Source organism: Nocardia sp. NPDC059229, from assembly GCF_042754165.1.
Lineage (GTDB): Bacteria > Actinomycetota > Actinomycetes > Mycobacteriales > Mycobacteriaceae > Nocardia.
The window spans coordinates 274,852-297,959 of sequence record NZ_JBHZAK010000011.1 but is presented as its reverse complement, the minus strand read 5'-3'; the positions used below and the strand labels follow the sequence as shown (position 1 = coordinate 297,959).

20 protein-coding genes and 2 tRNA genes are annotated in these 23,108 nt (G+C 66.7%); 16 read left to right on the top strand and 6 right to left on the bottom strand.

The features are described from left to right. Positions 1-168: 168 nt before the first annotated feature. The 3 genes from ACFXHE_RS25500 (at position 169) to ACFXHE_RS25490 (ending at position 3,894) form a co-directional block, all read left to right on the top strand. Positions 169-1,047 carry an alpha/beta fold hydrolase gene (locus ACFXHE_RS25500; RefSeq protein ID WP_379386870.1) on the top strand — a complete coding sequence of 293 codons (879 nt, stop codon included), beginning with the start codon at positions 169-171 and terminating at the stop codon, positions 1,045-1,047. A 269-nt stretch (positions 1,048-1,316) separates the two neighbouring features. Then, on the top strand, positions 1,317-3,389 hold the full coding sequence (locus ACFXHE_RS25495) for a neutral/alkaline ceramidase (RefSeq protein ID WP_379386868.1): 2,073 nt from the start codon (positions 1,317-1,319) through the stop codon (positions 3,387-3,389). 4 nt (positions 3,390-3,393) lie between these two features. Beyond that, positions 3,394-3,894: a GNAT family N-acetyltransferase gene (locus ACFXHE_RS25490; RefSeq protein WP_379386866.1), complete on the top strand. Its 501-nt coding sequence runs from the start codon at positions 3,394-3,396 to the stop codon at positions 3,892-3,894. Between the two features lie 115 nt (positions 3,895-4,009). Here ACFXHE_RS25490 and ACFXHE_RS25485 read toward each other — a convergent pair whose 3' ends face one another. Further along, on the bottom strand, positions 4,010-5,020 hold the full coding sequence (locus ACFXHE_RS25485) for an MBL fold metallo-hydrolase (RefSeq protein ID WP_379386864.1): 1,011 nt from the start codon (positions 5,018-5,020) through the stop codon (positions 4,010-4,012). Between the two features lie 530 nt (positions 5,021-5,550). On the opposite strand from ACFXHE_RS25485, the gene ACFXHE_RS25480 reads away from it, so the two are divergent. Together ACFXHE_RS25480 and ACFXHE_RS25475 are read left to right on the top strand one after the other, a co-directional pair. Continuing rightward, entirely contained in the window at positions 5,551-7,599 is a 2,049-nt protein-coding gene (locus tag ACFXHE_RS25480) for an ATP-binding protein (protein ID WP_379386862.1), read from the top strand. 831 nt (positions 7,600-8,430) lie between these two features. Then, on the top strand, positions 8,431-8,649 hold the full coding sequence (locus ACFXHE_RS25475; RefSeq protein ID WP_379386860.1) for a cold-shock protein: 219 nt from the start codon (positions 8,431-8,433) through the stop codon (positions 8,647-8,649). Positions 8,650-8,736: 87 nt separating this feature from the next. On the opposite strand, the gene ACFXHE_RS25470 is transcribed toward ACFXHE_RS25475, so the two are convergent. Then, positions 8,737-9,696 carry a DNA polymerase beta superfamily protein gene (locus ACFXHE_RS25470; protein ID WP_379386859.1) on the bottom strand — a complete coding sequence of 320 codons (960 nt, stop codon included), beginning with the start codon at positions 9,694-9,696 and terminating at the stop codon, positions 8,737-8,739. Positions 9,697-10,108: 412 nt separating this feature from the next. On the opposite strand from ACFXHE_RS25470, the gene ACFXHE_RS25465 reads away from it, so the two are divergent. Together ACFXHE_RS25465 and serA are read left to right on the top strand one after the other, a co-directional pair. Further along, the gene (locus tag ACFXHE_RS25465) at positions 10,109-10,354 is read left to right on the top strand and encodes a hypothetical protein (RefSeq protein WP_379386857.1); all 246 of its coding nucleotides are present in this window, start codon (positions 10,109-10,111) and stop codon (positions 10,352-10,354) included. A 166-nt stretch (positions 10,355-10,520) separates the two neighbouring features. Continuing rightward, on the top strand, positions 10,521-12,119 hold the full coding sequence (gene serA / locus ACFXHE_RS25460) for a phosphoglycerate dehydrogenase (protein ID WP_379386855.1): 1,599 nt from the start codon (positions 10,521-10,523) through the stop codon (positions 12,117-12,119). A 71-nt stretch (positions 12,120-12,190) separates the two neighbouring features. On the opposite strand, the gene ACFXHE_RS25455 is transcribed toward serA, so the two are convergent. Next, a complete protein-coding gene (locus ACFXHE_RS25455) occupies positions 12,191-12,433 on the bottom strand; it encodes a hypothetical protein (RefSeq protein WP_379386853.1) in 243 nt (80 codons plus the stop codon). 35 nt (positions 12,434-12,468) lie between these two features. On the opposite strand from ACFXHE_RS25455, the gene ACFXHE_RS25450 reads away from it, so the two are divergent. Both ACFXHE_RS25450 and ACFXHE_RS25445 read left to right on the top strand, forming a co-directional pair. Further along, entirely contained in the window at positions 12,469-12,783 is a 315-nt protein-coding gene (locus tag ACFXHE_RS25450; RefSeq protein WP_379386851.1) for a hypothetical protein, read from the top strand. Positions 12,784-12,963: 180 nt separating this feature from the next. Further along, positions 12,964-13,971 (top strand): 3-isopropylmalate dehydrogenase, encoded by a 1,008-nt coding sequence (locus tag ACFXHE_RS25445; protein ID WP_379386850.1) that lies wholly within the window; start codon positions 12,964-12,966, stop codon positions 13,969-13,971. 288 nt (positions 13,972-14,259) lie between these two features. On the opposite strand, the gene ACFXHE_RS25440 is transcribed toward ACFXHE_RS25445, so the two are convergent. Further along, the gene (locus ACFXHE_RS25440) at positions 14,260-15,438 is read right to left on the bottom strand and encodes an MFS transporter (RefSeq protein ID WP_379386849.1); all 1,179 of its coding nucleotides are present in this window, start codon (positions 15,436-15,438) and stop codon (positions 14,260-14,262) included. A 326-nt stretch (positions 15,439-15,764) separates the two neighbouring features. Here ACFXHE_RS25440 and ACFXHE_RS25435 point away from each other — a divergent pair, with 326 nt between their 5' ends. The 4 genes from ACFXHE_RS25435 to ACFXHE_RS25420 all read left to right on the top strand — a co-directional run bounded on the left by ACFXHE_RS25435 (position 15,765) and on the right by ACFXHE_RS25420 (position 18,390). Beyond that, positions 15,765-16,538, top strand: coding sequence for a fumarylacetoacetate hydrolase family protein (locus tag ACFXHE_RS25435; RefSeq protein WP_354837894.1), 774 nt, complete (start codon positions 15,765-15,767; stop codon positions 16,536-16,538). Between the two features lie 13 nt (positions 16,539-16,551). Continuing rightward, positions 16,552-18,018 (top strand): glutamate--tRNA ligase, encoded by a 1,467-nt coding sequence (gene gltX, locus ACFXHE_RS25430; RefSeq protein ID WP_379386847.1) that lies wholly within the window; start codon positions 16,552-16,554, stop codon positions 18,016-18,018. Between the two features lie 158 nt (positions 18,019-18,176). Continuing rightward, a tRNA-Gln gene (locus tag ACFXHE_RS25425) sits at positions 18,177-18,248 on the top strand. Positions 18,249-18,317: 69 nt separating this feature from the next. Next, positions 18,318-18,390: transfer RNA gene (locus ACFXHE_RS25420), tRNA-Glu, on the top strand. 98 nt (positions 18,391-18,488) lie between these two features. Here ACFXHE_RS25420 and ACFXHE_RS25415 read toward each other — a convergent pair. Both ACFXHE_RS25415 and ACFXHE_RS25410 read right to left on the bottom strand, forming a co-directional pair. Continuing rightward, positions 18,489-18,989 carry a pyridoxamine 5'-phosphate oxidase family protein gene (locus ACFXHE_RS25415; protein ID WP_379386845.1) on the bottom strand — a complete coding sequence of 167 codons (501 nt, stop codon included), beginning with the start codon at positions 18,987-18,989 and terminating at the stop codon, positions 18,489-18,491. A gap of 253 nt (positions 18,990-19,242) precedes the next feature. Next, complete coding sequence (locus ACFXHE_RS25410; RefSeq protein ID WP_364613585.1) at positions 19,243-19,944, bottom strand: IclR family transcriptional regulator; 702 nt, start codon at positions 19,942-19,944, stop codon at positions 19,243-19,245. Between the two features lie 116 nt (positions 19,945-20,060). Here ACFXHE_RS25410 and leuC point away from each other — a divergent pair, with 116 nt between their 5' ends. From leuC to ACFXHE_RS25395, 3 genes are all read left to right on the top strand, one after another. Next, positions 20,061-21,485 carry a 3-isopropylmalate dehydratase large subunit gene (gene leuC / locus ACFXHE_RS25405; RefSeq protein ID WP_379386843.1) on the top strand — a complete coding sequence of 475 codons (1,425 nt, stop codon included), beginning with the start codon at positions 20,061-20,063 and terminating at the stop codon, positions 21,483-21,485. Between the two features lie 57 nt (positions 21,486-21,542). After that, positions 21,543-22,151: a 3-isopropylmalate dehydratase small subunit gene (gene leuD / locus ACFXHE_RS25400; protein ID WP_354837884.1), complete on the top strand. Its 609-nt coding sequence runs from the start codon at positions 21,543-21,545 to the stop codon at positions 22,149-22,151. Positions 22,152-22,307: 156 nt separating this feature from the next. Further along, on the top strand, positions 22,308-22,943 hold the full coding sequence (locus tag ACFXHE_RS25395) for an HU family DNA-binding protein (protein WP_379386841.1): 636 nt from the start codon (positions 22,308-22,310) through the stop codon (positions 22,941-22,943). Positions 22,944-23,108 lie beyond the last annotated feature (165 nt).

The following is a 23,108-nucleotide window of genomic DNA, read 5'->3' as shown; positions in this document are numbered from 1 at the left end:
TCTGTGCATGCAACGTAATCCCCTATGCCGCAGATGGTTTGGATGCCGGCAGTGCCTCGTCGATCTTAACGGCGAGCTATCGTGAGACTGCTACAGGGCCGGGTCGTCTGTCCGGACGAGGTCGAGCATATTTCGGGCTGTACTACGTTGTGCAGGTTAACGTGGGCTATGGCTGCTCATCAGGACCCGCCCGCTATTCAGAGTGTTCGTCGGAGCTTTGTCGAGGCGCGGGGAGTGCGTTTTCACATATCCGAGGCTGGAGAGGGTCGCCCGGTGGTTGCCTTGCATGGGTGGCCGCAGCATCACTACGTGTATCGGGACCTGCTGGCGAATCCACCGGAAGGGTTGCGGATCATTGCGCCCGATCTGCCAGGGTATGGATGGTCGGAGGCCGCGCCTCATCGGTGGGCCAAGGATGACGTTGCGTCGGATGTGCTTTCGCTGATGGATGCGATGGGGCTGGGCAAGGACGTCCTGTTGGTCGGCCATGACTGGGGTGGGTTTGTTGGGTATCGGATGGTGCTTCGCGAGCCGGAGAGGTTCAGGGGATTCCTCGTGTTGAACATGGCGCATCCCTGGGTGCCTAAGGGGGATGTGGCTCGGCAGGCTTGGCGGTTGTTGGCTTATCAGCCGTTGATGGCGAGTGTGGGGGTGCCGTTGCAGCGGCGGACTCGGTTCTTGGAGTGGTTGTTTGGGGCCGCTATGTCTGAGGGGCATGGGATGGATCGAGAGACAGTTCGGGTGTTCTCGGAGCGGTTCAGGGATCCGGTGGTGGCTCGGACTGCTACTGACACCTATCGGACGTTCCTGTTGAAGGAGGTGCCGGCTTCGGCGCGGAATCCGGAGACTCGGCGGGCTACCGTGCCGATTCGGGCGTTGTTCGGGAAAGAGGACTCGGCCGTGCATTACTCGCTGGCTGCGGCGGAGACGGCTCGGGCGGATGACTACTCGCTTGAGTTGGTCGTGGGGTGTGGGCACTTCATCGTGGATGAGCGGCCGGAGTTGGTTCGGGAGCGGTTGGTTGAGCTGGATCGAGCGACTCGCTGAGGTTGCGGGCGTGCAAACTCTTTGACAGGGGCTCGCTGGCGCATTGGGTTGCTGGGCTCGGGGAAAACGGCGGTGACCTGGTGGTATAAGCGTGTGCGGTGGCGGGTGGGAAGGCGGCTGGCGATAGGGTGGCGGGCGCGGTTCGGCTCCCATGGCTAGAAATTGGTCAAGTGACCGACTAGTCTGCGGGAAACCTGAAATGAAACAGGTTCACTCTTTGGCGGGTGCGGGCTGGTTCGCATTGTCGCGGGTGTGGAAGTGAGGATGCGATGACTCTGTCCCGGCGGGCTGTGCTGGTGGGGGCTGCGGTGGGCGGCGTGGGGGCCGGTGCGGCGGCGTTCGGTGCGAATATGGTTGGGGCGCAACCCATCAGGCATCGGGCTGCGGGGCAGGACTACCTTGTCGGGGTTGGGATCGCGGACATTACGGGGGCCCCGGCTGGGCAGGGGATGATGGGGTACTCCGAGGCCGATCAGGTCACTACGGGGCTGTTGACGCGGTGTTATGCGCGGGCCTATGTCGTGGTGGATCAGGCTACGGGGGATCGGGTTGCGTTCGTGAATACGGACAATGCCTGCTTGTTCCAGTCGGTGCATCTGGTGGTGATGCAGCAACTTCAGCAGCGGTTCGCGGATCTGTATACCGAACGGAACGTCAATCTCAATGCGACGCACAACCACAACTCGTGTGGTGGTACCGCGCGGGAGTATGCGTATTCGCTTGCGGCCATGGGGTTTCAGCAGAACTCGCATGATGCCGAGGTGAACGGGATCGTGAAGGCGATCGTTGCGGCGCACGAGAATCTCGGGCCGGGGTCGATCATGCTCGGGCGGGGGGAGTTGCACGATGCCAGCGTGAACCGGTCGCGGGTGGCGTTCGAGGCCAATCCGGATGGGGACAAGGCGGCGTTTCCGGATGCCATCGATCCGCAGGTCACCGTGCTGCGATTCCGGCAGGGCGGCAAGGATGTCGGGGCGATCACCTGGTTCGCGACGCACGGTACCTCGCTGACCGATCGCAACACCCTCATCTCGGCGGACAACAAGGGATACGCCAGCTATCGCTGGGAGCACGACGAGATGGGTGTGCGGCACCTGGACGGTGCGCCGTCGTTCGTGGCCGCCTTCCCGCAGACCAATGCCGGCGATATGACGCCCAATCTGTGGATCCGGCCCATGCATCCGTCGGGGCCGACCGAGGACAATCGCACCAACTGCGCCATCATCGGTGAGCGCCAATATCAGGCGGGCCGAAAGGCTTTCGACGCCGCGACGCCGATGGGCAGTGCCGGCGTGGATTCGGTGCTGCACTATGTGAACCTCGCGGACACCCCCATCGACGGCGACTACACCCCGGATGGCAAGCCGGCCCGCACCTCGCCCGCCATGATGGGCGCGGCGGCCATGGCGACCAGCACCGAGGACAACTGGAACTCGCAGCTGTCGTTCCTGCAGGAGGGCGACGCCAATCCGATGGTGGCCGCGCTGGGCGGACTCAACTCGCCGATCGAAGACTGGATGCGAGATGTGCAGGCGCCCAAGCTGATTCTGGCCCCGCTGGGGGTGCTGCCGCCGCGGCCGTGGGTGCCGCAGATCGTGCCGCTGCAGCTGATGCGCATCGGCGATCTGGTGCTGGCCTCGGGGCCGTCGGAGTACACGGTCGTGTCGGGGCTGCGAATCCGGCGACTGGTGGCGCGGGCACTGAATGTGCCGCTGGAGAACGTGCTGCTGCAGGGCTACGCCAATGGCTACTGCGGATACGTCACCACCCCTGAGGAATACGCCTCCCAGCAGTACGAGGGCGGCGAAACCCTGTACGGGCGTTGGACGCTCTCCGCCCATATGCAGGAATTCGACCGGCTGGCAAAGGCTTTGGCGGCGCGCATCGACCTCGGCCGCGGCCCGGCCCCGCTCGACTGGGCCTTCGGATTGCAGCCGAACCTGCTGTCGCCGGTCCCGGCCGACCTGCCGCACGCCGGACGCGCCTACGGTGACGTCCTCACCCAGCCGGACGCGAACTACGGGGCAGGACAGACGGTTTCGGTCGAGTTCGTCGGCGCTCACCCGAATAACAACTTCCACCTGGACGGCACCTACTTCGAGATCCAGCAGGGCTCCGGCGATGACTGGCGGCGCGTCTACGACGACAACGACTGGTGCACCGAACTGCACTGGTCCCGCCCGGACGGCCAGCCCGCCGCCTCCACCATCACCATCCAGTGGACGGTGCCGGACAGTGCCCCCTCGGGCCGCTACCGGATTCAGTACACCGGTGACAGCCGCGACGCCGGCGGAGCAGTCAACGAATTCACTGGAACATCCGCGGAATTCGTGATCGGCTGACCCCATGGTGTTTGTCCGGCCCGCCGACGTAGCGGACGAGAAATTCCTGTGGGCCATGCTGTTCGAGGCGTCGTACGCCCGCGATCGCGGCATGGTCTCGCCGGACGAGCTGATGGATCAGCCGAAGCTCGCGAAATACGTCCAGAACTGGGGTGCCGCAGGTGATCTCGGTGTGGTCGGCGGGTTCGACGGCGTACTGCTCGGTGCCGCATGGCTGCGCCGGTTCACCGCCGAGGACGCGGCCCTGGGGTACATCGACAGCGACACTCCGGAACTGGCAATCGGTGTCGCGCCCGAGAGCCGTGGCACCGGACTAGGAACGGCGTTGATGACCGCAGCCCTCGACGCCGCCCGCGAACAGTACGACGCCGTGAGTCTGAGTGTCCGCCTGGAGAATCCGGCCCGGCGGCTCTACGAACGCCTCGGCTTCGTCGACGTATCCGGATCAGAAGTCATCAATCCGGCCGGAACCACCAGCATCACAATGCTTCTCCGCTTCCGCTGATCGACGGGCCCTCGCTGATCGACACAACCCCACTCTGACCGGGCTGCAGCGCAGCCCGTTGGCGTCGACCATTCGCCGTCCGCCTGTCGGCCGACCAGCCCTGGACTCCAGTCGATCAGTCCTGCGGTGCGAGGGCGAACGCCAGCCGCCCTGGCGCAAGATAGTCGTCGCGGTCCAGCAGCATCCGGATCTCCGGCCGCTCAGCCTCCGGTATCCGCGCCAGTTCCTCGTGCAGCGGCGTCCGGAACGCCTCACCCCGGGCGGTGATCAGCGGCAGCCAGTTGTCGTGATGGTTGGGTACGAACACCTTCGGCCGCAGCGCCTCGATATAGCTGCGCGGGTCCCGCAGCCCATTCGTGAACTGGTTGTATCCCTGCACCGCGCCGATGTGCACGTCCGAGGCGGGCAGCGTGCGCAGCACATCCAGGACGTGCGGTGCCTTGTCCAGCAGCGGGCCGGAGGAATCGTGCCAGGTCAGCACGAAATCGCCGAGCCGGAACTGGTACAGCAGAACTCCGCCCTCCGGCGCGAGCAGGTTGCGCGCCAGGTGTCCGGCGTCGGCCAGCCCCGGAGGATAGGCGCGGATATCGCACAGGCAGGGCTTGGGTCGCACGGGTGCGGAGGCATCCGCCCCCTCGTGCCGCGGTGTCCGCGCCGAGTGCAGGTGGCGCACCGCGGTCACCGAAAGCCCCGGCGCGAGCTCGAAGTCGTAGCGGTCGCCCGGCGCAGACTTGCCGGAACCCAGTTCCTGACAAGCCAATTCGGCCCCGCCCACCTGCTTGCGAGCCGTCGCGCAGTGCTCGGCTGTCCCATGCACCACCGCCCCGCTCGCCCGCGCGATCGCCCCCGCATCGGCCGCATGATCGAAATGCCCGTGCCCGATGAAGATCGCCGCCGGATCCAGCGCCGCGACCTCCTCCGGCCCGGTCGGCACATACCCGGACGTCGCCCCGCGCGGAACCCACGCGTCCAGCAGAAACACCACGCCACCCATGGCCACCGCGAAACTGGCACACCCGAACCAGGACACCAGCACCTGATCCTCCCGCACCGCCCCGCTCACCGGGTCCACCGCCTCCGCACCGAAAAAGCGCTGACGTGCGGCAATGGTCTGACTACTGGCCACCCGGTACCCCTTTTGTCTCGCGTCACAGCGGACAGCGCCCGCCGCCGCCCCGCATTCTGCCTCCATCCGCCCGACCTGTCACCCAACCGCCCTCACCCCCGATCCCCGCACAACGCTCGGCCCGTCGGGGACCGCGATGGCGTCCGGAGTGGTGGATCGGGTTGCTGAGGCTGAAGCCGAGAGGGTATCGCCGCCCGGTTCTGGAAGTTGGCGCGATCGCATCTGTTCGATGGTCGACACCCCCGATTCCGGCGGTAGACCACTGCCTCGCCGATTGGCTCGCTCGTCGGCGGGGACGGGCCGGCGGGCGGCGTCGACGAAGGTAAGGAGCGGGTTGTCAAGGGTCGCTCGCACACTCGCGGAGGTAACCGAGACCTTGCCGTTGCCGTGGGCTATCGGTTGGTGAATCCTGGAATCACACCGTGACGAAGCGGTCGGTAAATGTTCAGCCTGCTGTTAATCAATCAGCGTTGCATCGTATTCAGAGGTAGCTGAACGACGGCTGCTCCGAGGGCAATTGGGGGCCCACCATGTACAACGACGTGCATGCGGCCGCGCGGGAACGCGATGACCACAAGTACACGATGCGCATCAGCCGGCTGGCGATCGACAAACTCGGCATCCGGCTCTACGACAGGGTCTCGGCGGTCCTGGCCGAACTCATCGCCAATTCCTACGATGCCGACGCCACCGAGGTCGAGGTCGTGCTGCCGTGGGGTGCGATGCTGGCCGGAACCGTCAGGGCCGCAGACGAACCGGCATACGAGATCGTCGTCTCCGACAACGGGCACGGAATGACCGCGGAGGAGATCAACGAGCACTATCTGATGGTCGGATCCGACCGGCGCGTGCGCACCGGGTCCGATCTGTCCCGGGAACGGCGGCGGCCGGTGATGGGGCGCAAGGGAATCGGGAAGCTCGCCGCCTTCGGCATCTGCCGCACCATCGAGGTGATCACGGCGGGCAGCCGGGACGACGACCGAACCCCCCTGGGCTGGAACGTCTCCCACATCGTGATGGACCTCGATGACATGCTCTCCGACACCGAGAGCGACTACTTCCCCCGCCCCGGCCGGCTGGACGGCACGTTCGCCTCCAGCAGGGGCACCACCATCATCCTGCGGAATTTCTTTCGCAAGCGGGTGAATACGGGCACCGAACTGAACCGGCAGCTGGCGGCCCGCTTCGGCATCGAACGCGCGGACTGGCGGGTGGAGGTGCGCAATGCCATCGGCCCGGAGAGCTTCATTCTCAGCCAGCTGCCGATCGACGTCATGGAGGAGACCAGGATCGACGCCGGCCGGGTGCCGGTGCGATTCGGGCGGCAATTCCTGCCGGTGACGGGCTGGATCGCCTATTCGAAGCAGCCGTACCGGGACGAGGCGATGGCCGGGGTCCGCATCTACGCGCGCGGCAAGATCGTCGCGCAGACAAGGGATTTCGGCATCTCCTCCGGATTCACCGGCGAATTCAAACTGCGCTCCTATCTGGTCGGCGCCATCCACGTCGACTGGCTCGACGATGACGACGATCTCGTCCGCTCCGACCGCCAGGACATCATGTGGAGCTCCCCGCGCGGTGAGGCGCTCGCGCAGTGGGGCCGGGCGCTGATCAAGGAGATCGGCAGGCTCGGCGAGAAATCCATCCGCCGCCGGGTCTGGGAGGAGTTCGTCGAGCGCTCCCGCATCCACGAAACCCTCGACGCCATCGCGCCCGGCGACCGCGTGTTCCGCGACTCGGTCCTGGACGCGGCGCGAATCCTGGTGGCGCACAAGGATCGTGCCTCGATGGACGATCCCACGCACATCGAGAACATGCTGCGGTTGGCGCTCTCGCTGGGCCCGCAGCGCAGCCTGCTCGACACCCTCAAGGAGATCGCCGAGGACGCCGATCCCGCACTGGACGTGGTGGTCGCGCTGTTCGAGCGGGCCCGGGTGGCCGAGATCTACTCGCTGGGCCAGATCGCCAGTGAGCGTGTCGCCGTGGTGAACCGGCTGCGCTCGCTCATCGACGACCGCCGCTCCCTGGAACGACCCTTCCAGGAGCTCATCGAATCCGCCCCCTGGCTGCTCGCCCCCGAGTGGACCCCGCTGGGCATGAACGAATCCCTCAAACGCGTGCGCGCCAGCTTCGAACGCTGGTACGCACAGAAATTCGGCACCCCGCTGGTGACCACGTCCATCGGCAGCGAGAAGCGCGAACCCGACTTCGTCCTGCTGCACGACTCCGGCGAACTGTGGATCGTCGAGATCAAGCGCATGGACTACCACCTCACCGACGAGGAGTACAACCGCGCCGTCAACTACCTCCACGAGCTCGACCACTTCCTCGACGAGAACCCCCGCATCGGCGCGCAATTCCCGCGCCGCCGCCTCACTTTCATCGTCGACCACATCGACAAGCTCGGCCCCGCGTCCCTCTCCTCCCTGGTCAGCGACCACCGAGTGGACCGCCGCACCTGGCGCGAACTCCTCGACGCCACCCTCCGAGCCCACCGCGACTTCCTCGAACGCGTCTACGCCATGCGCGATCCCGACGCCGACGAGAACACCCCACCCCGAAACATGCGCGCCGGCTGAGGAAACCAAGATCAGGGTGCTCTCACCGGGGAGATTCGCCCGAATCGCCACCACCAGAGCTCCCTGACCGCCAGCGACCCCGGGGTAGGGTCGCCCGCGCCGCATTGTCAGCGCCGGGCCGGAGGGGCACGGCCCGCGTGACGCGGCAATGCGCGATGCGGGGCGCGGTGCCCGGGCCGAAGAAGGGCCGGCCCGGGCACCTGCGGTGAGAACACCGCGAAAGAACAGCCGCGCGGAGTGCGATTCCCGGGTGACCTCGTTCCGTGGACGCGAAGAGGCGAACGCGATGCGGCGGTCGTGGTGGGGCGATACCCCATGGTCCCGGATGGGACGAGCGCTGCGAGAGCTTGCAGGAGTTCGTGCTAGGTGCATGGGCTTGTAGGCATGGGCTGCGGAACCAGATGTACGCGAGCCCATCTCACATCGGCCCGAGGACCACAACACACGGAGCATCCGTGCGACCAGGCGATCCAAGACCCGGGTGCTCTCAGTGCGGAGATTTGTCCGAATCACCTCCGGCGCAGCTCCCTGATCTTGGTCGGGAGGTGCGGGATACGAGGCACTGGGCGCGTGCTGGCGTTCGGGATTCCAGGTGAAATGGGGTGTACGGGAGGGGCGTTGGCCAGGGTGGCGCGGCGCAGAGGACTCGGCGGGTGAGTGATACGCGGGGGCAGGGGGATTCGATATAGCGGTAGGGCCGTGTGGGTTGGTCGTGGCTGCGGGAGCGGCTGGGCGGGCGTGGCGGCCGACCGCGTGGGCCGGGGGCGTGACACCATGGACCGCGGCACGCGCGGGGACGTGGGAGTCCGGTCGGATCGAGAAGGTTTGGTAATGGTGCACGGCACGGTGAAGTGGTTCGACAGCGAAAAGGGGTTCGGGTTCCTGAGCCCGGACAGTGGCGGGCCGGACGTGTTCGTGGAGTACACCGCGGTGGAGGGCGAGGGCTTCCGGTCGCTCGTGGAGGGGCAGCGGGTCGAATTCGAGGTGCGGGGCACCAAGCCGGGGCCCGAGGCGCTGATCGTGCGGGTCATCGCGGGAGCCGACTACTGAGACGCGGCGTCTGGCCGAACACGCATCGCGGCGGCCGTCCCGAGGTGATCGGGGCGGCCGCCGTTACGTGATGCCCGTGGGGTTCTGTCAGCCGTGCAGCCGCCGGCGGAAGAATTCCGCGGATAGAGCCTGTGCCTGTTGCCGCTGGGCCGGGTTATCCCCGACGAATTCCGCGGCGGCTCGTTCGAACTCGCTGGAGATGAACGTCGCGATCGGTTCGGGCACGCTGCCGGCGCCCATTTCCCGGGTGCGGGATTTCAACTCCGTCAGTTCCTTCACCGCGGTAGTGAAATCGTCGCGAAGGTCGCATTCGTCGAGCAGGGTCGGCAAATGCATAGGCGCCACTGCTTTATCCGGGTATTCGTGTAGCCAGCGCAATGCCATGGCCGGCCGCAACGAATAGAACACCTTTTTCAGCGAACGATTGGTATCGAAGAGACGCCACTGCCGGCGGCCCAGATGCAGGTAGTGCCGGGCTACCCGGTTGCGGTCGGCGACTTCGTCGGCCAGTGCGCGCAATTCGTCCCGGAATTGCGCGTCACCGCGGTAGACGATCGGCGACATGAGCCATTCGATGAGGACCGCGTTCCCGTTCACCAGCAGCCGCAGCGCCTTCACGAGGTCCCAGCCGTTGACATCGAGTAAGCCCACCAAGGGAGTCTCGATGACGTCGCGACCGGGCCAGGGGGTGAGGTAGCCGTCCAGCGGCCGGAGGTAGACGAAGCGGCAGTCGTAGTCCGAGTCGGGGGAGGGGAAGCCCCAGGCGCGGCTACCGCTCTCGATGGCGAGCAGCACGTCGACGCGGTGTTCGCGCACGATCCGGTCCAGTTCGCCGTCGATCGTGGCGACCACCGCCGGGTCCATGGAAGCGGGGATCGAGCGCAGGGTCATGACGGTCGACGTTAGCGCCCCGGGATCCCGCTGGTCCACGCGTTTTCCGTGCACCGAGGCCCCCAGAAATAGGGGCGTGATAGCCACGTTATATGGCGGGAATTCGACACTCATATGAATGGGACCACAGAATCCAGATGGCGTGATGCCGGTCACACAACGTAAATCCCCCGTAACAGGCCGTGAAACCGGCCCGATAGGCTTCACGTCAGAAAGTTCGTACGGAATTCAGAAGAGGTATTTTCATGATCCCCGTTATCATCGACACCGGTTCCGCTGCCCTCAACGGCCTGCTCGACACCGGTTCGGCCGCGCTGCACGGCATCCTGTCCACCCTGTGGACCGGCTCCTTCGGCCGCTAGGAACTGCTGACGTCGATTACTCGACTTTCGAAAGCCCGGCCTCGGACTCCGTAGCTCCGATGCCGGGCTTTCGGCTATCCGTGAAGGGTGTCTCAACGCCCTGAATTGCGCCTCCCGAGCGCGCAAGTCCGTAAAAGTCAGCCGAAAGCCGGGGTCGCACTTTCGCTGAGACACCTTCCCGGCGATGCCCTATCTTTGGCTACGCCGTGGCCGAGATCATGATCGCCGTGGCGGACCGGGCCGCCGACACCCCGGCCTGCTGGGATGCCGACCTACCGGCCGCCGACGTGGAACCCGCAGGCGAGAACCGACGCATCGGAAAGGTCCACGCGAGAAGCGGTATCGGGGCTGTCCTTGTGAATATCGAAGCGCTGCAGTCACTGGCGCTGATCTGGACCGCGGCCGACGGCGCGGCGGCAGATCCGATGCTGACGGCCGAAGTTGCCGCCTGAGTCGTGCTCCCAGAGCCGGTTCCGGGATCTCCGACACACGCTCCGGGTAAACCCGCAGTTCACAGGTTTGATGGCAGTTGCCTACCAGGCGGTAAAACACCCCGGATCCCAGCGCACTAAGCTATCGCCCGTAAATCCCGGAACCCTTCCTCAGGAGTACCCCACCGTGAGCCAAGCAGGCCGTCCTGTTGTTCTGATCGCCGACAAGCTCGCCCAGTCGACCGTCGACGCGCTCGGCGACGGTGTCGAGGTGCGCTGGGTCGATGGCCCCAACCGCCCCGAGCTGCTCGCGGCCGTGCCGGAAGCCGATGCGCTGCTGGTCCGTTCGGCCACCACCGTCGATGCCGAGGTGCTCGAGGCCGGCAAGAACCTCAAGATCGTCGCCCGGGCCGGTGTCGGCCTCGACAATGTCGACGTGCCCGCGGCCACCGAGCGCGGCGTCATGGTCGTCAACGCGCCGACCTCCAACATCCACACCGCCGCCGAGCACGCCGTCACCCTGCTGCTCTCGGCCGCCCGCCAGATCCCGGCCGCCGACGCCACCCTGCGCGAGCACACCTGGCAGCGCAGCAAGTTCAACGGTGTCGAGATCTTCGGCAAGACCGTCGGCGTCATCGGCCTGGGCCGCATCGGCCAGCTGTTCGCGCAGCGTCTCGCCGCCTTCGAGACCAAGGTCGTCGCCTACGACCCCTACACCTCTCCGGCCCGCGCCGCCCAGCTGGGCATCGAGCTGCTGACCCTGGACGAGGTGCTCGAGCGCGCCGACTTCATCTCCATTCACCTGCCCAAGACTCCTGAGACCAAGGGCATGCTGAACAAGGAGACGCTCGCCAAGACCAAGAAGGGCGTCATCATCGTCAACGCCGCCCGCGGCGGTCTGATCGACGAGCAGGCCCTGGCCGACGCCATCACCTCCGGCCACGTGCGCGCCGCCGGTATCGACGTCTTCGAGACCGAGCCGTCCACCGACAGCCCGCTGTTCAACCTGCCGCAGGTCGTGGTGACCCCGCACCTGGGCGCCTCCACCGCCGAGGCCCAGGACCGCGCCGGCACCGATGTCGCCAAGTCCGTGCAGCTCGCCCTCGCCGGTGAGTTCGTGCCGGGTGCGGTGAACGTCACCGGTGGCGCGGTCAACGAGATCGTCGCCCCGTGGCTGGACATCGTCCGCAAGCAGGGCGCGCTGCTGGGCGCCCTCGCCGACGAGCTGCCGGTCTCCATCGAGGTCCAGGTGCGCGGCGAGCTGTCCTCGGAAGACGTTGCGGTGTTCGAGCTCTCGGCTCTGCGCGGCGTGTTCTCGGCCCTCATCGAGGACTCGGTGACCTTCGTCAACGCCCCGTCGCTGGCCAAGGACCGCGGCCTTCAGGCCTCCGTCACCACCCACAGCGAGAGCCCGACCCACCGCAGCCTGGTCGACCTGCGCGCCGTGTTCGGCGACGGCCGCACCCTGAACGTGGCCGGCACCCTGACCGAGCCCGCCCAGGTCGAGAAGATCGTCAACATCAACGGCCGCAACTACGACATGCGCGCCGAGGGCCTGAACCTGGCCGTCCTCGCCTACGAGGACAAGCCCGGCCAGCTCGGCCGCCTGGCCACCAAGCTCGGCGACGCGGGCATCGACATCCTCGCCGCCCAGCTCACCCAGGACCTCGACCAGGAAGGCGCCACCGTCGTCCTCCGCGTCAACAAGGAGGTCCCGGCCGACGTCCAGACCGCCATCGCCGAGGCCGTCGGCGCGGCCAAGGTCGCCCTGGTCAGCCTGGACTGAGATAGACCGCTACGCGATGAGGGCCCCTTCCACGGACAGTGGAAGGGGCCCGATGCGTTCGAGGGGAAGTATCAGCGACCCGGCCGGCGATCCCGGGCTTCGATCGCGTCGCGCGCCTCGGCCAGACCGGCCGTCGGGTCCTGGTCCCGGTACAGCTTGATGGCCTGGATCTTCTTGCCGCGCTGCAGGAGATCGTCGATCGCGCTGTAGTCGATGACGCCGCCCGGATCGGCGATACCCAGATGCTCGATGATGAGATCGATCTTGCGTTCCAGGCGATGAAGTTTGCGCTCGAGTCGGAGATTGTCGAACATCCACCGAACATTACCGACGCCGCCATGATTGATGAATGCGAGGAAAGACGCCGCCGACCGAGCCGCTGTCCGCGCGGGAGCGGCGCAATCTGCTGATCGGGAGCACTGTCGTCGTCGCGCTGATCGTGGCGGGGGTGGTGGCGTGGGCGGTGCTCGATCATCGGCCGGATTACTCGCGCTCCGAGAACGGTTGTGTCGCAGTGCTTTCCGCCGGGACGATGGGTGGTCAGCAGCAGCGGGCGTGTGGCACGCAGGCGCAGGAGTGGTGCCGGACGGTGGCGGGGCAGCAGGACGCTTTTTCCCTGCGCGTGCAACAAGAGTGTCGGCGCGCGGGAATTCAGCCCTCGTAGTCCCACGTGCAGCCGCAGCCCGCTGGCGTGGCCCCGTGCGAGCGGCCGGTTATCCCACTGGTTGGGAGCGATTCGCCCTGGTGAAAGGGGTTGCGGGCGTACCCGCTATGGTGGCCGGTGACTCTCCAGCCAGCGCGGAGAGGATCACCCGCGCGTTTTATCGAACGGAGCATGGATTTCATGAAACTGGCTGTCATTCCGGGCGACGGTATCGGTCCCGAGGTCATCGCCGAGGCCCTCAAGGTGCTCGACGTGGTGGTGCCCGGTGTCGAGAAGACCGAATACGACCTGGGAGCCAAGCGGTTCCATGCCACCGGCGAGATCCTCCCGGACAATGTCATCCCGGAGCTCAAGCAGCACGACGCCATCCTGCTGGGCGCCATCGGCGACCCGTCGGTGCAGAGCGGCCTGCTCGAGCGCGGCCTGCTGCTGCGCACCCGCTTCGAGCTGGACCACCACGTGAACCTGCGCCCGTCCAAGCTGTACCCGGGCGTCACCAGCCCGCTCGCGGCCAACCCGGACATCGACTTCGTGGTCGTGCGCGAGGGCACCGAGGGCCCCTACACCGGCACCGGCGGCGCGATCCGCGTCAACACCCCGCACGAGGTGGCCACCGAGGTCTCCACCAACACCCGCTTCGGCGTCGAGCGCGTGGTCCGCTACGCCTTCGAGACCGCCCGCAAGCGCCGCAAGCACCTGACCCTGGTGCACAAGAACAATGTGCTGGCCTTCGCCGGTTCGCTGTGGTCGCGCACGGTCGCCGAGGTCGGCGCGGAGTACCCGGATATCGAAACCGCCTACCAGCACATCGATGCCGCCACCATCCACATGGTCACCGACCCGGGCCGCTTCGACGTGATCGTCACCGACAACCTCTTCGGCGACATCATCACCGACCTGGCCGCCGCCGTCTCCGGTGGCATCGGCCTGGCCGCCTCCGGCAATATCGACGCCTCGGGCACCAACCCGTCCATGTTCGAGCCGGTGCACGGTTCGGCCCCGGACATCGCGGGCCAGTCCAAGGCCGACCCGACCGCCGCGATCCTGTCGGTGTCCCTGCTGCTGAACCACCTCGGCAAGGCCGAGGAGGCCGCCCGCATCGAGGCCGCCGTCGCCAAGGATCTGGCGGCGCGCTCGGGCGCCGCCTCGACCGTCGAGGTCGGCGACCGGATCGCCGCCTCGCTCTAGCGTTCCACGGTCAAGCCCCCGTTCCCGCGACCGCGGGAACGGGGGCTTTTCCTTGTTCACGGCCGGATATCGAGTCCGACAAGGTGATTCGCCGGTCCGTACCACCCGGCGAATCGTCGAAACCCGACTACTTCACACGCTTCGTCCGTTCCCTCCTCGTCGCCGAAATGCAATCCTGGGAGGGGTTTCGTTGAAACCTCCTGGGCCAGTGAGGCATATCGCAGATTTTTATTCGGATGCGAAAACTTAACGGGCACAGCTCTTCCGGATTTGCCGGCAATCAGCCGGTCACCGGGAACCCCTGGGCACCAACGGGACTGCCGCCAGCGCCACCACCGCCGCCAGCAGGTAGGTGATCGGAAAACCGGCCGCGGTGATCAATGCGCCGAAGGCCGGAGCGATCACGGCCGCCGCCAGGTTCTGGCCCGTGTTCTGGATCCCCAGCCCGCGACCCGACCAATAGGGACCGGCGATCTCGGCCACCGCCGTGAAGGCCAGGCCGTTGTCGGCCACCGTGATGACCGAGGCCGCGACCAGAATCGGGACGGCCGCCCACCACTGGTGCGTCCAGGCCGCTACGGCCAACGCGGACATGGAGATTACGGCCGCGATCGCCACCGTGCGCAGCGGCCGCAACCGGCTGCCCACCCGATCCGACCAGATCCCCGCGCCGATTCGCCCTCCCGCGCCCAGGATTTGGGTGGCGGTGACCAGCGCGCCCGCCGCCGGCAGCGACATGCCGACATCCCGGTGCAGCCACAGCAGGCCGAAGGTCCAGATGGTGGCCTGCGGGATCACCAGCAGAATCGACACCCCGTGAATGCGCCACAGCGTGGAGTCGCCGCGGTACGGGTTGGCGGGACGCCCTGCGCCCCCGGCGGATTCGGGCCGCGGCGGATCCACAATCCCGAACAGGCAGCCGACCGCGGCCGCGCCCGCCATGGCCGCGGGGACCAGGACGGCCGTCGAGAACCCGTGTGCCGCAGCGACGGCCGGGATGGTCATGGCGCCGACGGCCACGCCCAGCGGCTGGGCGGCCTGCCGGATGCCCATGGCCATCCCGCGCTGATCCGGCGGGAACCAGCCCACGATGACCCGCCCGCTGGCGGCATTGGTGCTGCCCGCTCCGGCCCCGGCCAGGAACAGCAATGCGCCCAGCGCAACATAGTTCGAGACCGTCGCCGCCGCCACGCCCGCCGCGAACATCAGCGCGGGACCGGCCACCAGGGCCTTGTGCTCGCCCACATGATCGACGATCCAGCCCCACGCGATCAGCGTGCAGACCAGGCCGACGGTGGGCATGGCGACCAGCAGACCGGCCGTGGCCAGCGGCATTCCACGCTGGGTCAGTGCAGGCAGCAGGAAGGCGGTGCCGTGCACCAGCGCGGCGCTGGAGCTCTGGGCGAAGACACCGAGCGCCAGCATGGTCCACCGTCGTTTCGTCCCGATCTGTGTCACGGTGGCCATCGCCCTCACCTCTGTCTCACTATATGGAATTAGTGTCCTACACTGTGAACACCGGCTCTCACCGTACACGTGATGCGCAAGACGATTTCTGGGACGAGCTGTCAGTTTGCTCACACTCGCTCACTGATCTTGTGAGTCCACCCGCGAGACCCGAGTTCGCTTGCGTATAAGGGCTTTCCACATTCGGATCGGGGCGATGCGGGCCGGGATGCCGCCCCGCCCGGCCGTCCCCGCCCCCGCCCGGCCCGCCCTCGTCCCCGGCTCCGGTCCCGCCCCGCGGTTGGGCGCGTTCGGGCAGGTCGAGGCCGGTCGATAGGATGCCAACCATGCGCCTAGGTCGAGTTGCCAGCCCAGATGGAGTCGCTTTCGTCAGCATCGAAGGGGACGGTTCCGACGCCGTCGTCCGAGAGATCGCCGAACACCCGTTCGGCACCCCGACCTTCACCGGTCGCAGCTGGCCGCTGGCCGACGTGCGCCTGCTGGCCCCGATCCTCGCCAGCAAGGTGATCTGCATCGGCAAGAACTACGCCGCGCACGCCGAGGAGATGGGCGGCCCGGCCCCGGCCGACCCGGTCATCTTCATGAAGCCGAGCACCTCGATCCAGAGCCCCAATGCCCCGATCATCCTGCCGCCCAGCTCTTCTCAGGTCGACTACGAGGGCGAACTGGCGATCGTCATCGGCCGCCCCTGCAAGGACGTGCCCGCCGCCCGCGCCAACGAGGTGATCCTGGGTTACACCGTCGCCAATGACGTCACCGCCCGCGACCAGCAGCGGCACGACGGCCAGTGGACCCGCGCCAAGGGCTACGACACCTTCTGCCCGCTCGGCCCGTGGATCGAGACCGCGCTGGACCCTTCGGATCTGGAGATCGTCACCGAGGTCGACGGCCAGGTGAAGCAGCGCAGCCGCACTTCACTTCTGCTGCACGATATTCCGAAGCTGATCGAGTGGGTCACCGCCGTAATGACCTTGCTCCCGGGTGATGTCATCCTCACCGGCACTCCGGAGGGCGTCGGCCCGCTGCAGGCCGGCCAGACCGTGTCGGTGACCGTCTCCGGCATCGGCACCCTGTCCAATCCCGTTGCCGCCAAACGCTGAACGAAAGAGAGCCATGACTGACGTCCGGGTTCGTTTCTGCCCGTCACCCACCGGCACACCGCATGTGGGTCTGGTCCGTACCGCCCTGTTCAACTGGGCCTACGCGCGCCACCACGGCGGCACCTTCGTCTTCCGCATCGAAGACACCGACGCCGCACGCGATTCCGAGGAGTCCTACAACGCCATCCTCGACGCCCTGCGCTGGCTCGGCCTCACCTGGGACGAGGGCCCCGAGGTCGGCGGCCCCTACGGCCCGTACCGGCAGTCGCAGCGGCGTGACATTCATCTCGATGTGGTGCAGCGCCTGCTGGCGGCGGGGGAGGCCTACGAATCCTTCTCCACCCCTGACGAAGTCGAGGCCCGGCACCAGGCCGCCGGCCGCGATCCGAAGCTCGGCTACGACAACTTCGACCGCGACCTGACCGCCGAGCAGATCGCCGCCTACAAGGCAGAGGGCCGCCCGGCGGTGGTCCGGCTGCGCATGCCCGACCAGGACCTCACCTGGAACGACCTGGTGCGCGGCGAGACCACCTTCCGCACGGGCGTGGTCCCCGACTTCGCGCTCACCCGCGGTAATGGCGATCCGCTCTATACGCTGGTCAACCCGGTCGACGACGCCATGATGAAGATCACCCACGTTTTGCGCGGCGAGGATCTGCTGTCCTCCACTCCGCGGCAGCTCGCGCTCTACGAGTCACTGAAACGAATCGGTGTCGCGGAGTTCACCCCGGAGTTCGGTCACCTGCCCTTCGTGATGGGTCAGGGCAACAAGAAGTTGTCCAAGCGTGATCCGGAGTCCAATCTCTTCCATCACCGCGACCGCGGGTTCATTCCCGAGGGTTTGCTGAATTATCTGGCGCTGCTCGGCTGGAGCATCGCCGATGATCATGACCTGTTCTCGATGACCGAGATGGTGGCAGCCTTCGATATCTCGAAGGTGAATTCGAATCCGGCTCGATTCGACCAGAAGAAGGCCGATGCGCTGAACGCCGAACATATTCGGAAGCTGACCCCCGGTGATTTTGCTCACCGGCTGCGCGAGTTCCTTACCGGACACGGCCATATCGGCGCCGAGATCGACGAGAAGCTGTTCGAAACCGCAGCCGATCTGGTGCAGACCCGGATCAAGGTGCTCGGCGAAGCCTGGGATCTGCTGAAGTTCCTCTTCATCAAGCCCGAAGAGTTCGCCATCGACCCCGCCGCGGAGAAAAAGAATCTGGGCCCTGATGCCGCTCCGGTGCTGCAGGCGGCGGTGAAGGCCCTCGAAGGCGTTTCGGAATGGACCGTCACGCCCCTCGAAGAGGCGCTCAAAGCCGCGCTCATCGACGAACTGGGCCTCAAGCCGAACAAGGCCTTCGCGCCCGTGCGCGTGGCGGTGACCGGTTCCCACATCAGCCCGCCGCTGTTCGAGTCGCTGGAACTGCTGGGCCGCGAGCTCACCATGGACCGCATGCGGTCCGCGCTCGCCGGCATCGCCTGAGATCGGTTCCGCGAAGGCCCGCAGGTAATCCGAAATGATGCACAAACCGGCCCCTGACCAGCCGGTTTGTGTATCTGCCGGGGGATGCTGCTAATCTTCTTCTCGGCCGGAAAGCGGTCGGGAGCTTCCCCCGGGAGGAACCTGAAAGCCCAGGTCAATGGGGTATGGTGTAATTGGCAACACAGCTGATTCTGGTTCAGCCATTCTAGGTTCGAGTCCTGGTACCCCAGCTGCGAGAGCTCCGGCTCTCGAATTCGAGAAGCTTCGGCGGACCACAAAGTCTGCCGGAATCTCATCCTGGTCCCGTCGTCTAGCGGCCTAGGACGCCGCCCTCTCAAGGCGGTAGCGCGGGTTCAAATCCCGTCGGGACTACAAAGCGAAGGCCCCCAGCCAATTGGCTGGGGGCCTTCGCTTTGCTGTATGACCACGGTTGCCGGCCAGCAGCGTCCATGGTTGCCGGCCAGCCGTGCCTATGGTTGCTGACCAGCGGTGCTGCCGCCCAGCGGCATGGCGGGCAGGCCGAGTTTGCGGTGATCCCAGCTGCGGGTGCGCTCGGGCACCACGCGCACGGCCACCCGCTTGTTCAGCATGGCCTCCACGAACGGCTTGGCCTCGTCGCTGTACGGCCCCGTGTAGCGCTCCCAGACGCTGATTCCCACCTTGAACAGCGCCTCGGGGTCGTCGATGACCTCCGCGCGGCCCTCGATGGAAATGCCGCGCAGCTGGTCGTAGGTGTCGCCGGCCTCGAGCATCACGGTGATACGCGGATCGCGGCGCAGGTTCACCGTCTTCTGGGCCTTGGCCTTGGTCTCGAACCAGATCTCGCCGTCGATCACCGCGTACCACATGGCGACCAGATGCGGTGCGCCCGTGGCGCCCAGCGTGGCCATGGTGGCGATCCGGCTGCGCTCGATGAATTCGGTGATCTCCTGGTCGGACATCACGATCTGCGCGCGTTGATTAACTCCCATGGGCCGACTGTAATTTACGGCGTATGAGCGCAGTCACAGTGGCCATTTCCTGCCACCTGGCTCACAGCCGGAGCGGCCGATCCGGCCCTGGAAACGGCGCCTCCGGGTCCGCAAACCAGCGCAGCCCCCGCCGGAATCCGGCGAGGGCTGCGGTCGGGAAGTCGGGAAACTGCGGTCGGGTGGCTGAGCGACCCGTGGGGCTGTCGTGACGGCAGTGGCCACCCCGAGGGTTGCCCCGGGCCCGCAAAGTCCGTCAGAGGCGCTTGTGGAGGGCGTCGGCGGCGGCCACCAGATCGGCGGCCCAGCGGGCGCCCGGCCGGCGGCCCATGCGGTCGATGGGTCCGGATACCGAGACGGCCGCGACCACGCCGCCCGCGGCGTCGCGCACGGGCGCGGACACGCTGGCCACGCCGGCCGCGCGCTCGGCGGCGCTCTGCGCCCAGCCGCGGCGGCGCACCTCGGCCAGGGCTCGCTCGCCGAAGACGGCCTCGGGCAGGACCGTGCGCTGCATCTCGGGATCGGCCCAGGCCAGTAGCACTTTGGCGGCCGAGCCCGCGGTGAGCGGCAGGCGCGCCCCGATCGGCACGGTGTCGCGCAGACCCGCGGCGGGTTCCATGGCGGCCACGCAGACGCGGGCATTGCCGTCGCGCCGGTAGAGCTGCACGCTCTCGCCGGTGATCTCGCGCAGGCGCGGCAGGATGGTGGCGGCGGCGTCGAGGAGCGGGTCGCTGGCGGTTGTCGCCAGCTCCGACAGGGCCGGGCCGGGCCGCCACAGACCCTGGCTGTCACGGGCCAGCATGCGGTGGGTTTCCAGGCCCACGGCCAGGCGGTGCGCGGTGGCGCGGGGCAGTCCGGTGCGGGCACAGAGCTCGTTGAGGCCGCAGGGTTGCTCGGCTACGGCGTGCAGGACGGCCATCGCTTTGTCCAGAACCCCGATACCGCTATGCTGTCTCATAGAACGATATTAGCGTCTCGCATGTTGGGAAATGCAAACCAACCGCTCCCAGCTCGGACGCCAGCCCCCGCGTCACCAGCCCGGGCGTGGGTATGTCAATCGAGAGGTGAGCAGTTATGGCCGACCGGCCACGCACTCTGGCGGAGAAGGTTTGGGACCAGCACGTCGTCGTCCGCGGCGCGGGCGAGGGCGCGAATCGCGAACCCGACCTCATCTACATCGACCTGCACCTGGTGCACGAGGTCACCAGCCCGCAGGCGTTCGACGGACTGCGCGCCGCGGGTCGCCCGGTGCGCCGCCCGGATCTCACCATCGCCACCGAGGACCACAACGTCCCGACCATCGATATCGACAAGCCGATCGCGGATCCGGTGTCGCGCCTGCAGGTCGAGACGCTGCGCAAGAACTGCGAGGAATTCGGTGTGCGCCTGCACCCGATGGGCGATCTCGATCAGGGCATCGTCCACGTGGTGGGCCCGCAGCTGGGCCTGACCCAGCCGGGAACCACGGTGGTGTGCGGTGATTCGCACACCTCCACCCACGGTGCGTTCGGCGCGCTGGCCATGGGCATCGGCACCTCGGAAGTGGAACACGTGCTGGCGACGCAGACTTTGTCGCTGCGCCCGTTCAAGACCATGGCCATCAATATCGACGGGCAGCTGCCCGCGGGCGTCACCTCCAAGGACGTGATCCTGGCGGTCATCGCGCAGATCGGCACCGGCGGCGGCCAGGGCTACGTGCTGGAGTACCGCGGCGAGGCGGTGCGCGGCATGTCCATGGAGGCCCGGATGACCATGTGCAACATGTCGATCGAGGCCGGCGCCCGCGCGGGCATGGTCGCGCCCGACGAGGTCACCTACGAGTTCCTGAAGGGCCGCCCGCACGCGCCCGAGGGCGCGGACTGGGAGGCCGCCGTGGCCGCCTGGGACGCCCTGAAGACCGATGAGGGCGCGGTTTTCGACGCGGAGGTCCACATCGACGCCTCCGCGCTGACCCCCTTCGTCACCTGGGGCACCAACCCGGGACAGGGTGCGCCGCTGGGCGACTCGGTGCCGGATCCGGAGCAGATCGTCGACGAGAACGAGCGTGCGGCCGCCGAGAAGGCGCTGCAGTACATGGACCTGCGGCCGGGCACTCCGCTGCGGGATGTCACCGTGGACACGGTTTTCGTGGGTTCGTGCACCAATGGCCGGATCGAGGATTTGCGTGCGGTCGCAGACATTCTGACGGGCCGAAAGGTCGCGGACGGTGTACGCATGCTGATCGTGCCGGGCTCGATGCGGGTGCGGCTGCAGGCGGAAAAAGAGGGTCTGGGCGAGATTTTCACCGCCGCGGGCGCGGAATGGCGCCAGCCGGGATGCTCGATGTGCCTGGGTATGAACCCGGATCAGCTTTCCCCCGGTCAGCGCTGCGCCGCCACCTCGAACCGGAACTTCGAAGGGCGACAGGGCAAGGGCGGTCGCACGCACCTGGTCTCGCCGCTGGTCGCCGCGGCCACCGCGGTGCGTGGAACCCTGTCCTCACCTGCGGATCTGAACTGATCACATTCCGGTAGCGGCCCAGATGCCGCTGCCCCCACAGACTCAGGAGAATCACCGATGGAAGCCTTCAAGGTCCACAAGGGGATCGGCGTTCCGTTGCGCCGATCCAATGTCGACACCGACCAGATCATCCCGGCGGTGTATCTGAAGCGCGTTACCCGAACGGGTTTCGAGGACGGCCTGTTCGCGGCGTGGCGGACGGATCCGAACTTCATTCTGAACACTGAGCCCTTCAACCGGGGTAGTGTGCTGGTCGCTGGTCCGGATTTTGGTACCGGATCCTCACGTGAGCACGCCGTTTGGGCCTTGAAGGACTACGGGTTCCGGGTGGTGATCTCGTCTCGCTTCGCCGACATCTTCCGCGGGAACGCGGGTAAGGACGGGCTTCTGACGGCCCGGATGGCGCAGAGCGATGTGGAATTGCTCTGGAAGTTGCTCGAGGAACAGCCGGGTTTGGAATTGGCGGTGGACCTCGAGGCGCGAACCGTCTCGGCCGGAACGGTCGTGTTGCCGTTCGATATTGACGACTACACCCGGTGGCGCCTGCTGGAAGGGCTGGACGACATCGGGCTCACTCTGCGGCACAGTGATGAGATCGACCGGTTCGAAAACGCAAGGCCGACTTGGAAACCCGCCACCATTCCGGCCCGTATTTCGCAGACGTAATCATTGATGGGCGTTAGCTGAACCCCCTCAAACCAGGTAGCTGAGCGTGTGCCATGCGTCATGTATTTCCGCGTGGCACATAGACTCTTGCCCGGAAAGGGTTTACCGTGGTACCTAGTCGGTCCGACGACGGGCCATTAGTCTGCGGAGGATTCAATGAACAAGGCGGAACTGATCGATGTTCTGACCGAGAAGTTGGGTACTGACAGGCGCACCGCTACTGCTGCAGTCGAGCAGATGGTCGACACGATCGTGCGTGCTGTGAACAAAGGTCAGAGCGTCACCATCACCGGATTCGGTGTCTTCGAACAGCGTAAGCGGGCCGCCCGGGTCGCTCGTAACCCGCGCACCGGCGAAACCGTCAAGGTAAAGCCGACTTCGGTGCCGGCGTTCCGTCCCGGCGCTCAGTTCAAGGCGATCATTGCCGGCAAGCAGAAGATCGCTTCGAGCGGCCCGGCCGTGAAGCGCGGTGTGGCCGCCCCGGTTTCGGGTAAGACCACCGCCAAGAAGACCACCGCCAAGAAGACGGCCAAGAAGGCCGCCACCAAGGCGCCGGCCAAGACCACGGCCAAGAAGGCCGCCTCGAAGGCGCCCGCCAAGAAGGCCACGGCCAAGAAGACGGTGGCGAAGAAGACGGTCGCGAAGAAGACCCCGGCCAAGGCCACCGCTGCCAAGAAGACCACGGTCGCCAAGAAGGCCACCAAGGCCACCGCTTCGAAGGCCGCCGCCAAGAAGACGGCCAAGAAGGCTCCCGCCAAGAAGACCGCGGCCAAGCGCACCGCTCGCCGGTAGCGAGGCCACAACCCGTCGCTGACGGGGGTTTTCGAGCAGGACAACACGTGAGACGGCCCGGCATCGCCGGGCCGTCTCGCATGTGTGTGGGGGGGTGGGTTGGGGGTTCGATGGGGGCTGGAATCGGCAGTGTGCCAGGCTGGAATCGGCAGTACGCCCGGCGGA